This window comes from Psychrobacter sp. T6-5, assembly GCF_052258485.2.
Lineage (GTDB): Bacteria > Pseudomonadota > Gammaproteobacteria > Pseudomonadales > Moraxellaceae > Psychrobacter.
Window position 1 is genome coordinate 771689 of record NZ_JBQQEY020000001.1, and the last position, 11814, is coordinate 783502.

Here is an 11814-nt window from a genome sequence, read left to right on the forward strand (position 1 = left end):
AGCATCCCATGAGTACTATTCTATTTGAACTGGGGTGTGAAGAGCTACCTCCAAAGAGCCTCAAACCATTGCGTGATGCGCTGCAAGCCAGTGTCGCTGAGCAATTGTCTGCAGCTGAGATTACCTTTGATAGCATCAAAGCCTTCGCCGCGCCGCGTCGCTTGGCGATTCAAATTGAAGGCATTAGCGATAAGCAACCTGACCGCACTGAGCAAAAACGCGGGCCCGCTATCAAAGCGGCATTTGATAGCGATGGCAATCCAACGCGTGCTGCGATGGGCTTTGCTAAAGGCTTAGGCATTGAAGCGAGCGATCTTACGACCATTAACACCGATAAAGGTGACTATGTCGGCTATGAGCAAACGATCAGTGGTCAAGCGACTACCGAGCTACTGCCAGCTATTTTTCAAACGGCGCTAGATAGCCTACCAATTGCCAAACGTATGCGTTCAGGTGCCAGTCGTAATGAGTTTGTCCGTCCAGTCCAGTGGGTAGTATTGATGCAGGATGACGCTGTCATTGACGCAACTATTCAAGGGCATCAAACAGGCTCGCAAACTCGTGGCCACCGTTTCCACAGTCCTGACTATCATAATATCAATCATGCCAATGACTATGAGCAGCTACTAGATGGTCTAAAAGTCGTGGCAGATTTTGATAAGCGTCAAATGCTGATCAAAAACCAAGTTAAAGCATTGGCAGATGAAGTCAATTCTGATGCTATCGTACCGCAAGAGTTGTTGGACGAAGTCACCGCATTGGTTGATTTCCCCATTGCGCTACGAGCAAGCTTTGAGGCGCGCTTTTTACAAGTGCCGCAAGAAGCGCTTATCTCGACCATGCAAGCAGATCAAAAGTATTTTTGCTTAACTGATAAAGCGGGTAAGTTGCAACCTTACTTTATCTTTATTACCAATATTGAATCAAAAGACCCCAATCAGATTATCGAAGGTAACGAGAAAGTCGTGCGTCCGCGTTTGGCTGATGCCGAGTTTTTCTTTTTACAAGATCAAAAACAGCCCCTGTTTGCGCTCACAGAGAGCTTAAAAACTCGTGTATTCCAAGACAAATTGGGGACGATTTGGGAGAAGTCTGAGCGTATTGCTAAGCTTGCTGCGTTTATCGCCACATTGATGCAGCAGCAGGGTCACGATATCAATGTCGATGACACCGTACGTGCGGGTATTTTATCCAAAGCAGATTTGGCCAGCTCGCTCGTCGGTGAATACCCTGAATTGCAAGGGATCGCGGGCACGTATTATGCGCGTTTGAATAAGGAATCTGAAGCGGTTGCGGCAAGCTTAGAAGAGCAGTACTTGCCGAAATTCAGTGGCGATGTATTACCACAAACGCCAGTTGGTATTTGCCTAGCGTTAGCTGATCGTTTGGATACGCTCGTTGGTATCTTTGCGATTGATCAAGCACCAACGGGGTCAAAAGATCCGTTTAGCTTACGTCGTTCTGCCATTGGTATTTTGCGCATTTTGATTGAAAAGCAGTTACCGATTAATCTGGTGGCATTGGTTGAGCAAGCGATTAAAGGCTATAGTGATGCTGAGGGCAGCAAAATTGCCAAAATGGGCGATACCTTTACCCAAGTCATGGCGTTCTTAAACTCGCGCTATCGTGCGATGTATACAGAGCAAGGTGTAAGCGTTGATACGATTCAGGCAGTGCAAGCGATTAACCCGCATATGCCGCTTGATTTTGATCAGCGTATTCGTGCGGTGCAAGCATTCAGCGAGCTGTCACAAGCGTCGATGTTGGCTGATTCAAACAAGCGTGTTGCCAATATATTGGCCAAGTCAGAGATCGAGGTTGCTGATACGGTTGATGAGACGCTACTGTCTGAGCCTGCTGAGCAAAATTTATATGCAAATGTGAAGCAAGCACAGACAAGGGTACAACCATTGCTGGAGCAAGCGGACTATACGCAAGTATTGCAAACGCTGGCGAGCTTAGATGAGCCATTGACACAGTTCTTTGATAACGTGATGGTCAATAGCGACGATGCGGCGCTCAAAAATAACCGCTTGGCGTTGCTAAAGCAGGTTCGCGCCTTGTTCTTGACTGTGGCTGATATCAGCGAGCTACAGCTATAACTGCTAGCCTTTAATCTTAGGTTTTGATATAAAAACTGGCTCAATGTGGCCAGTTTTTTGTTGCTATAGCACTTGGGTATTTGTCAGTGCCATTAATGACAATCCAGCATAATCAACAATTAACCGTAAAGGCATTGTGCCATTACCATTATTGACGGTAAAATTTATGCATTCGAGCGTATTGAATCATGGTAGGTGTCATCACTCTTGTTATTCATTACGTTTATTTGTCATTGAAGGAGCGCTGCCGTGTTTGCCGTTATTATTGTGATTCTTATTATCTGGGCTTCCATGTGGGCTTTTTACAAGTTTATGTACCCACGTCCACCCAAAAGCATGATGCCAAAAGAGGGTGATGTCACCACACCGCGTCAGTGCAATTTTTGTGGTAACAGTTTGGCGGAGTATCGCGGTGTCCTTGAAACTAAGCCTAGCTTAGCGACAACCAGTGATGGTAATACTGAATCAGCCCAAGAATTATTCTTTTGCAATTATGAGCATCAGGCAGACTTTCACGCAGGCAAGACTTACAAACCTTATGCGTAAGCAAATAGATAAAAACGATTGACCATAAAAAAGCGCTTAGCTTTAGTAGGCTAAGCGCTAGTAGATTTGATGCTTTTTCATCATATCGCACACTATTAGATCATGCATGTTTTGAACAATCTATCTGCTGATACAACACCGCGACTATTACAAAATAGAGTGGGCGTCTTTCATGATTTTATTTAACAATGCCTGTGATTGCTTATCTTTTTGTACACGGTCTTCATCACTTCTTTGGTTGGCATGGATTTTTTCATATAAATTCAAGCAGCACAATACTAGTATGCTTTCTTGACTGAGGCTTGGTGCATCTCGCTTTAGATCAAGCGCATAGTTATTGATATAAGAGACCGCTGATAGTAGCTCTTCTTGCTCATGTACTGGACAAAAAATTGGATAAGTAACACCAGCAATCGCGATATCAACTTTTTTGATTTGTGGTTCTGGTGCTTTAGGTGTCTTGGTATTCGATTGTGCCATGGCGCTTGATATATTTGATCCTGCGGCTGTCGTTTTTTGCGCTGTTGATGGTGCATTTGGCGCTTGAGTGTTTTTTGGTTGTTTGTCTATCGATTTGCTTTGGTCATCGGTCATGATACATCCTACAGTGTCTGGTCAGTGAAATGAGTGATATCAGGTTTTACAAATAGCGTTGGGCAGTTTAATAAGTAGCATATTTTGCTATCTATTACAGGGACGCGTTAGCCTTCTACTTGATCAATAAGGGTCAGGCGTTGCAATACAACTTGCGTGCGCTCAGCGGCTAATTGGTTTTTCTTTTGCAGTTCACTGTTTTGTTGTTTGATATCGCTATATTGCTGCTTCAATTCATTATTGTGCTTTTGCAGCTCGCTATTTTGTTGTTGTAATTGGCTGATTTGTTTTTGCAATTTGTCTTGTTCTTCACCGATCATATGATGCGCTTCTGCAAGACTCTGATAGCGCTTGTCGAGATCGTTTAGTTGCTTTTTGGCACCGTCACGTTCGCTATGACTGTTATCGAGCTTGGTTTTTAGGTCGGCAAATTCTTTAGAGTCGGTGACAGGATATTGTTTGAGGCTGCTAAGTTCAGCACTGACAAGCTGATACTGTTTTTTGATGTCGAGTACCATTTTTTCTAATATTCTAAGTTGATCATACATAGTCAGTTTTTATCCTTAACAAGTAAGCGTGAATGAATTTTGTTCGCTGCATTTAATAATGCCATAGGTGACCGCATAATATCTATATCAACAAAGTAATTACAAGCACAAGGCTTTGTATTTTTACTTTTATTTATCGATGATTTGTCCCTGACATTTTATCGCGATTTTTTATTTTATAAGTAACACTTAATCACTAGGACATCTGTTATGAATGATAATATCTCTGGCTGGAATACTTGGCTGACTGCGTTTGATGACTGGACTGACGTGTCTATCAGTGAGGTTCATGGCCTGATGACAGGGCTCATGACGGCCTGTAACGCGCCTGATGAAGCAACATGGGCAAAGGTGTTTGAAGAGCTGAGCTTTGCGCCACTACCAGAGGCTGCATTGACCTTGCTGACAGAGGAAGCAGAAGACACCGTGTTTCAGTTAAAAGACAAAGATGATGCCTACGCCTATATGCCACTCATCCCTGATGATGAACATGATTTATACGAGCGTGTGATGGCATTGAAACAGTGGTCAAACGGCTTTATGACCGGTTTTGGTATTACTGATTGCGGTCTGACCAGTGAAGAGAATGAGATGTTATCTGATTTGGCTAAGATTGGCGCAATTCGTTTAGAGGAAGATGAAGATTTCGAAGGTGGGGAAGAGTCCTATCTATATATCTATGAGTTTGCTCGTATGGTGCCAGTGAGCTTTGCGACGCGTAAGCGCAAGCCTGTAAAAGACATTGCGCTGATTGCTGGACTGTCTATCGATGCTAAAACCACCAAAGAACTACAGGCAGAAGGTAAGGTGCCAAAACCGATGCCACCAGTGCTTGACGTGATGAATCAGAATAATCCATCATAAGACGAATCTGATCAATTATAGTTTGTGAGAATTAGTTTTTAAGAAATAGTTTGTGAAAAATAGCTCTTAAAAATCGTAATAAGGATATTTTATGATCCAAGATACTAATGACAATGCTGGCAATGACCAACAGTTAAACCCTGCTACGCACCCGAGCAATAGTCTTGATTGGCTGACACGTCTGATCGCCTTTGATACGGTCAGTCGACACTCCAACTTAGCATTGATTGAAGACGTGCAAGCGTACTGTGAGCAGTTAGGTTTGGCGGTAGATTTGACCTTTAACGAGGCAAAAACCAAGGCCAACTTGTTTGTGACCGTACCCGCTGGCGAAAACGCTGACATTGTGAATAACGGTTTGGTACTCTCAGGGCATACTGACGTCGTACCCGTTGATGGTCAAGACTGGCAGTCAGATCCATTTACCGCGACGATACGTGGTGACAAACTATATGGACGCGGTGCGTGCGATATGAAAGGTTTTATCGCGTGTGCGTTAACGATGTTGCCGCAAGCAGTGCAGTTATCAAATAGCGGCCAGCTGCGACGTCCCTTGCATTTGGCCCTGTCGTTCGATGAAGAGGTGGGCTGCTTGGGTGCGCCATTGATTTTGGCAGACCTAAAAGCGCGCGGTATCACCCCTGATTACTGTATCGTCGGTGAGCCGACCAATATGGCGATGGTTGTTGCACACAAAGGCATTGCGGTTTATCGTTGCCGTGTCCATGGCAAATCAGCGCATTCTTCATTGATTGCGCAAGGGGTCAATGCGATCAGCTATGCAAGCAAATTGGTTGGCTATGTCGATACGCTTGCCGAAGAGCTGAGCGCTCGTGACGATAACGATGCGCTATTTACGGTGCCTTATTCGACATTGTCAGTAGGTACGATACACGGCGGTACAGCCACCAATATCGTGCCCAATCTGTGCGAGTTCACCTTTGACTATCGTAACCTGCCACATATGACACAAGACGATATACTCGAACCTATTCAAGCAAAAGTCGCTGAGCTAAACGCCCAAATGCAAGCACGTGCGCCTGAGACGGGTATCGAGCTGATGCAAGAAGAAAGCGTTCCAGCAATGACGGACGACGATAGCGCTGAGCTACAGTCATTGATAGCGGCGCTGACAGGGGACGACGAGCGTCATAAAGTCGCTTACGCAACGGAAGGTGGTCAGTTTACCAATGCAGGCATCCCAACGATCATCTGCGGCCCTGGTAGTATTGAGCAGGCGCACAAAGCGGATGAATATGTTGAACTGATCGAAATCGAACGTTGTGACGGCTTTTTGCAAAAACTACTAGACAGTTGTACCGTCAAGTAGCCTATAAAAATGCCAAACATATGTATATAATATAAGTAAGTATAAAAATACCGTCTCAATGGCGGTATTTCTTTTTTTGGTGATATGGCTGTTCGTATAAGAACCATTTATATATAACAAAGTAGGGGTTAGCTGATGTCTTGGCATCTGTTTGCAGTGTTTTTCGCAAGTACGTTTTTGATTTCCGCGACCCCAGGTCCCAACATGCTGCTGGCATTCCAGTATGGTATGAACTATGGGGTGAAGCGGACATTATGGACGCTGGCAGGGTTAAGCCTTGGTCTATTTGTATTACTGCTATCGACATTGTTGGGACTAGATGTGATCAGCCGTCAATCGCCTTGGCTGCTCACAATTATTAAAGCAGTGGGCGCGGCATACTTGGTGTATTTGGGTATTATTTCATGGCGTGATGCGGGCGATAGTAGCTTGATGAGCGATGCTAAAGAGTTAAGTGCGGAGGTTGAAGCCGATTATGCTGCTGCTGAGGGTCAAGCTGGTACACCACAGCCACGCTCGCTTTCTAGTGCAGCGGTCAAGGCAAGCCCCAGTAATCTTATTCTGTTTCGTACGGGTGTTTGGGTCTCCTTATCCAATCCAAAAGCGATCTTATTCTTTGCGGCCTTTTTTCCTAAATTTATTAATTTTAGTGCACCGCTATGGCCGCAATACATCCTACTGACCATTGGGCTATTCATGAGCGAAACCATTTGGCAGATCGTATATACGCTCGGTGGCAAGAAGCTGGCAAGCTGGCTTGATGTCGGTAATCGCTTAGCATGGCTCAATCGTGGTTGCGGCATTATCTTTATCATCATTGCAGCGGCTTTGTTTGCTGAAGTAATTAATAGTTTTATAGTATAAAAATTTATTCGTTATTATTTGAAATAATTACTTTGTTAAATTATTAGTCTCGGGTATTGCGTTTTTTTATTTAAAAATTAATAGTTGACAATATTTTTTAAATCGTTATTATTGTCTCACTGATTTATAGTTTTGCTATAAATTTCTAATAAATCTGCTACTGTCGCCATGACATTAGCCACAACCTATGGAGGAATCATCGTGTCCTATATAACTGTTAAGACGTTTTTAAAGATTGAATGTATGAAAAGCATGACAACAATGAAGACTTCGAAAAGGTTTGGCTAAATTTATATATAGCTATTGAGTGATATTCTATCTATTCATATCAATGAATAGCTTTCTGTATCTACTTGCGCTATCTCTTTTCTAAGTCTACTGTGCCAAATTTGCTCTGCGATTGTGCTAAGCCATATTGCGCTTGCTGTTATCTGTTTGCCTAACATTTTTCTTTACCGTTATTGCTAATAAAGCGACTCAGGCTATGATTTAGCTAAAGCTTTTCTATGCGTATAATATTTACGCTGTGGCCGACGGTTCTGATCTATATTATTTTTCTTTAAAATGTCTATAATAAATTAACCATGAATTTTTATTAATTTTTAATTAATAAAAATACGGTTTTTTATTACCTAAATTTTATAATTTATTAATTCATTTCTTATTAAACGTTTAGTTTAATCGAGACAGATAAGTAATGTCTAAAAAATATAAATAGGCAAATTAAAAAATACATGGATTTAAAATAAAAGAATGGAAATAAAAATAATGAGCATTCAATTAGTATTAAACAAAAATCGGAAACACGGCGTACCAGTCAAGATTTACACCACCAATGTTGAGCAAGGTGCCATGCAGCAGTTACGCAATTTAGCCCAGCTAGAGTTTGTGCATTCACACATTGCAGTGATGCCCGATGTGCACGTTGGCAAAGGCGCGACAGTCGGTAGCGTGATTCCGACCAAGTCTGCCATTATCCCTGCAGCGGTCGGTGTGGATATCGGCTGCGGTATGAACGCCGTGCGCTTATCCCTTACCGCAAGTGATTTACCTGATAGCTTAAGGTCATTACGTTTGGTAGTGGAACAGCAAGTGCCTGTGGGTTTTAACATGCACAAACAAATCCAAGCGAAAAACTCCACACTTGATCCATTAGGAAAACGCCTAAAGCCAATTACCGATAAGCATCTGGGCTTGCTCAAAATGCTTAAAGGCTTTGAGCGTACGTGGGCCAAACAGTTGGGTACACTTGGCGGTGGCAATCATTTCATCGAGCTGTGCTTGGATGAAAACAAAGATGTCTGGGTGATGCTGCATTCTGGTAGTCGCGGTATTGGTAATTGTATCGGGCGCTATTTTATCAATCTGGCCAAAAAAGAGCGTCAATCACGCTTTGGTCATGTGCCTGATCGTGATTTGTCGTATTTTGCCCAAGGGTCTGACAGCTTTGCTGATTATGTTGAGGCAGTTGGTTGGGCGCAGGATTACGCGCTAGAGAATCGCCGCGAGATGATGCGATTGGTGATTAAGGCGCTGCAATCGCCGCAAGCAGGATTACCACGATTTCAGCTGACCAAAGAAGCCATCAATTGCCATCACAACTACGTTAATGAAGAGGTGCATTTCGGCGAGCAGGTTTACGTGACGCGTAAAGGGGCAATCAGTGCTTATGCCGGTGAGCTTGGCATTATCCCCGGCTCTATGGGTGCAAAATCTTTTATCGTGCGTGGTCTTGGCGCGGCAGAATCGTTTTGCTCTTGCTCACACGGGGCAGGTCGACAGATGAGCCGTGGTAAAGCGATACGCGCGTTCACCATTGATGAGCTAAAAGCGCAAACCGATGGTGTCGAATGTCGCAAAGACAAAGGCGTTATCGATGAAATACCGGGCGCGTATAAAGACATTGATGAAGTTATGGCTAATCAAAAAGACTTGGTTGAAGTGGTGCATACGTTGAAGCAGGTCATGTGTATTAAAGGATAATACCAAGCCTGAAAATCCTCTTAGCGTCGTCAAACTTGCTTAATGTACTGGATGTACAATTTGCGCTCGTTTTCCTCGCTAAGATGATTTTCGGAATTGGTATCTCAAAAAATAAAAAAACAGGTAACAATATGAGCTTAAAACAAACGTTAAAAAAGGCCAAACAGATTGAGCGACAGCTGGCACAACAACAGGCGGTAGGCACAGAGCCATCACATGGCACTGTCAAGCCGCGTAATTATTTGGCGCTTGATCCGCTGTTAAGAAAAGGCGGTATCCATGAAAAAGAAGATATTGATATCGTCCGAAAAAAACGTCGTCGTGAGACCAAGCAGCAGCTGCGCCAAACGGATTGGTTGTCAGAGTAAAGTTAAATAATGGTTTGAAAAAGTCGCTTGATACGAACCATGGGCGGCTTTCCATTAATTTAAGTAGTTAGAATGGCAAGTATTATTCAACAAACGAAGCTAAATACATAAAGGACGTTAGAAAAAATAAAGGAGAATACTATGAGATTATTTAATAAAGTGGCATTAGTTACGGGTGCAGCACAAGGCATCGGTAAAGCGATAGCCGAGCTTTTCGTCAAAGAGGGCGCTATCGTCATATTGAGTGACATCAATGATGATAAAGGTCAGCAGGCATGCGATGAGATCAATGTCACCCGTCAACAATGGCACAAGTCCAAACCTGCAGAGTATTTGCATCTGGATGTCTCAAGCGAGGATGATTGGCAAAGCGCGGCGCAATATATTCAAAGTCAGTATCACCGCTTAGATATCTTAGTCAATAATGCGGGCATTACTGGATTTTTAGAAACTTCAGGCGCGCATGATCCTGAACACTTGGACATGGCAAGTTGGCATAAGGTGCATCAAGTCAATCTCAATGGCGTGGCATTAGGTTGCAAAACGGCCATCGCATTGATGAAAAATCGCCCAACGCAGAAAGGCAGTAACGCAAGTATCGTTAATATCTCCTCACGATCAGGTATGGTCGGTATTCCATTAGCCACCGCTTATGCGTCAAGCAAGGCTGGAGTTCGAAACCACAGCAAATCCGTCGCCTTATACTGTGCACAAAATAGCTACGGTATTCGCTGCAACTCCATTCACCCTGCTGCTATCTCTACCCCGATGTGGGATGCAATGTTGGGCGAGGGCGACGCACGAGAAGAGGCGATCAAAGCGATCAGCAAAGACATCCCGCTTGGCTATATGGGGGACGTCATGGATGTGGCTTATGCCGCGCTCTATTTGGCAAGTAGTGAGTCAAAATATGTGACAGGCACTGAGCTGACGATTGATGGCGGTATTTTGGCAGGCAGTACAGCGGCGCCGACCCAAGCAGATGAATGATATGTCATTTTTAAACGTAATAAAAAAAGCCGCTCACGATGATTGTGAACGGCTTTTTTTATTTGCTTAGAATGGTCTTTCAATGGTTACGCCAATACTTCGATCAGCTCGCCTTTCACCATATGCGGGCTGACAAAATCAGTGATGCGCACACTGACAATTTTACCAAGTAACTCGTCCATTTTTTCTTCGTCATAAGGGAACATCACCGTACGCGTATTATCCGCTGTACCGATTAGGCAGTCTGGATGGCGGTTGGCGACTTGTTCAACCAATACGCGAGTCGTTGTACCGACCATCTCATGCGTTTTGGCCAATGTCGAGTCAACGATCACTTTTTGAAACTCAGCCAAACGTGCTTTTTTAGTAGTGAAGCTCACATCATCTGGCAGCTCTGCCGCTGGCGTGCCCGGACGCTTAGAGTAGATAAAGCTGTATGAGTGATCAAAATTCAGCTCTTTTGCTAAGTTTAGTGTGTCTTGGAAATCTTCGTCGGTCTCACCGGGGAAACCAATGATAAAGTCGCTCGATAAGTGAATATCAGGGCGAATGGCTTTCAATTTATTGATCTGATTGATATAAACATCAATGGTATGGTTGCGCTTCATCGCTGCCAAGATAGCATTTGAGCCACTTTGTACTGGTAGGTGCAAGTGTGATACCAACTCTGGTAATTGTGCATAAGCATCAATGATGTCATCAGTGAACTCAAGCGGATGACTGGTCGTATAGCGAATACGCTCAACACCATCGACGTGCGAGACATAATGCAACAGCTCAGCGAAACGGCAAATACTGCCATCGTCTTTTTCGCCGCGATAGCCGTTGACGTTTTGACCCAAGAGATTGATTTCACGCACTCCTTGCTCGGCAAGGCTATCGATCTCAGCCAACACATCATCGAGTGGACGCGACAACTCTTCGCCGCGCGTATAAGGAACGACGCAAAATGAACAATACTTCGAGCAGCCTTCCATGATCGAGACAAAGGCTTTGTAGCCTTCTACTCTTGGCTCTGGCAAAAAGTCGAACTTTTCAATACTGGGGAAGGATACGTCAATCGTACCAATACGGTTTTTAGGCGCGATATCACGCTGCTCATGTGATTGATCATATAGCTCAGGCAAGCGGTGCAGGGTTTGCGGGCCAAACACCATGTCCACATAAGGCGCGCGTTTTTGGATGTTGTCGCCTTCTTGTGAGGCCACGCAGCCGCCAACGCCGATCACGAGGTCAGGACGTTTTTCTTTGAGCTTGCGCCAGCGGCCTAATTCTGAAAATACTTTTTCTTGGGCTTTTTCACGGATGGAGCAGGTGTTCATCAGCAGTACGTCGGCCTCATCAATGTCATGAGTCACTTCCATACCGTGTGAATCACCGAGCACATCGAGCATTTTGTCTGAATCATAGACATTCATCTGACAGCCTTGGGTGGTGATGAATACCTTCTTGGTTGCGGCTTTTTCGACGGGCGCTTGGGCTGAACTTTGCTCCTTGAGTGCAGTGACAGCACGTGCGGTGACAGTCGTCTCAGCAGCAGCATCGTCATCGATGCGGGGATTGAATACAGTAACACTCATAAGGGGAAGTCCATGATTGACCAAAAATATAGCGGAGTAGCCGAT

11 protein-coding genes are annotated in these 11814 nt (G+C 44.2%); 8 read left to right on the top strand and 3 right to left on the bottom strand.

Annotated features, from left to right (window positions below):
- The first annotated feature begins 8 nt into the window (after nt 1-8).
- Nucleotides 9-2102, top strand: coding sequence for a glycine--tRNA ligase subunit beta (gene glyS, locus ACTXGK_RS17955; protein ID WP_443515848.1), 2094 nt, complete (start codon nt 9-11; stop codon nt 2100-2102).
- Between the two features lie 249 nt (nt 2103-2351).
- On the top strand, nt 2352-2648 hold the full coding sequence (locus ACTXGK_RS17960; protein WP_227675646.1) for a hypothetical protein: 297 nt from the start codon (nt 2352-2354) through the stop codon (nt 2646-2648).
- 147 nt (nt 2649-2795) lie between these two features.
- On the opposite strand, the gene ACTXGK_RS17965 is transcribed toward ACTXGK_RS17960, so the two are convergent.
- Together ACTXGK_RS17965 and ACTXGK_RS17970 are read right to left on the bottom strand one after the other, a co-directional pair.
- Nucleotides 2796-3242 (bottom strand): cell division protein ZapA, encoded by a 447-nt coding sequence (locus ACTXGK_RS17965; RefSeq protein ID WP_443515846.1) that lies wholly within the window; start codon nt 3240-3242, stop codon nt 2796-2798.
- Nucleotides 3243-3349: 107 nt separating this feature from the next.
- Nucleotides 3350-3790 (bottom strand): hypothetical protein, encoded by a 441-nt coding sequence (locus ACTXGK_RS17970; protein WP_443515844.1) that lies wholly within the window; start codon nt 3788-3790, stop codon nt 3350-3352.
- A 210-nt stretch (nt 3791-4000) separates the two neighbouring features.
- Here ACTXGK_RS17970 and ACTXGK_RS17975 point away from each other — a divergent pair, with 210 nt between their 5' ends.
- The 6 genes from ACTXGK_RS17975 (at nt 4001) to ACTXGK_RS18000 (ending at nt 10189) form a co-directional block, all read left to right on the top strand.
- Entirely contained in the window at nt 4001-4654 is a 654-nt protein-coding gene (locus ACTXGK_RS17975) for a UPF0149 family protein (protein WP_443515843.1), read from the top strand.
- A 91-nt stretch (nt 4655-4745) separates the two neighbouring features.
- Nucleotides 4746-5984: an acetylornithine deacetylase gene (gene argE, locus ACTXGK_RS17980; RefSeq protein WP_443515841.1), complete on the top strand. Its 1239-nt coding sequence runs from the start codon at nt 4746-4748 to the stop codon at nt 5982-5984.
- A 135-nt stretch (nt 5985-6119) separates the two neighbouring features.
- Complete coding sequence (locus tag ACTXGK_RS17985) at nt 6120-6848, top strand: LysE family translocator (RefSeq protein WP_443515840.1); 729 nt, start codon at nt 6120-6122, stop codon at nt 6846-6848.
- A 768-nt stretch (nt 6849-7616) separates the two neighbouring features.
- Nucleotides 7617-8831, top strand: a complete 1215-nt coding sequence (locus ACTXGK_RS17990) for an RtcB family protein (protein ID WP_443515838.1) — start codon at nt 7617-7619, stop codon at nt 8829-8831.
- 131 nt (nt 8832-8962) lie between these two features.
- Entirely contained in the window at nt 8963-9199 is a 237-nt protein-coding gene (locus ACTXGK_RS17995; RefSeq protein WP_443515836.1) for a hypothetical protein, read from the top strand.
- A 141-nt stretch (nt 9200-9340) separates the two neighbouring features.
- A complete protein-coding gene (locus ACTXGK_RS18000) occupies nt 9341-10189 on the top strand; it encodes an SDR family oxidoreductase (protein WP_443515834.1) in 849 nt (282 codons plus the stop codon).
- An 86-nt stretch (nt 10190-10275) separates the two neighbouring features.
- Here ACTXGK_RS18000 and miaB read toward each other — a convergent pair whose 3' ends face one another.
- The gene (gene miaB, locus ACTXGK_RS18005) at nt 10276-11769 is read right to left on the bottom strand and encodes a tRNA (N6-isopentenyl adenosine(37)-C2)-methylthiotransferase MiaB (protein WP_443515833.1); all 1494 of its coding nucleotides are present in this window, start codon (nt 11767-11769) and stop codon (nt 10276-10278) included.
- Between the last annotated feature and the right edge of the window lie 45 nt (nt 11770-11814).

Bases quoted from the DNA above. Each gene is read 5' to 3' on its own strand.
- ACTXGK_RS17995 (WP_443515836.1), top strand. From the start codon at position 8,963: ATGAGCTTAAAACAAACGTTAAAAAAGGCCAAACAGATTGAGCGACAG.
- glyS (WP_443515848.1), top strand. From the start codon at position 9: ATGAGTACTATTCTATTTGAACTGGGGTGTGAAGAGCTACCTCCAAAG.
- ACTXGK_RS17985 (WP_443515840.1), top strand. From the start codon at position 6,120: ATGTCTTGGCATCTGTTTGCAGTGTTTTTCGCAAGTACGTTTTTGATT.
- argE (WP_443515841.1), top strand. From the start codon at position 4,746: ATGATCCAAGATACTAATGACAATGCTGGCAATGACCAACAGTTAAAC.
- ACTXGK_RS17975 (WP_443515843.1), top strand. From the start codon at position 4,001: ATGAATGATAATATCTCTGGCTGGAATACTTGGCTGACTGCGTTTGAT.
- ACTXGK_RS17970 (WP_443515844.1), bottom strand. From the start codon at position 3,790: ATGTATGATCAACTTAGAATATTAGAAAAAATGGTACTCGACATCAAA.
- miaB (WP_443515833.1), bottom strand. From the start codon at position 11,769: ATGAGTGTTACTGTATTCAATCCCCGCATCGATGACGATGCTGCTGCT.
- ACTXGK_RS17965 (WP_443515846.1), bottom strand. From the start codon at position 3,242: ATGACCGATGACCAAAGCAAATCGATAGACAAACAACCAAAAAACACT.
- ACTXGK_RS18000 (WP_443515834.1), top strand. From the start codon at position 9,341: ATGAGATTATTTAATAAAGTGGCATTAGTTACGGGTGCAGCACAAGGC.
- ACTXGK_RS17990 (WP_443515838.1), top strand. From the start codon at position 7,617: ATGAGCATTCAATTAGTATTAAACAAAAATCGGAAACACGGCGTACCA.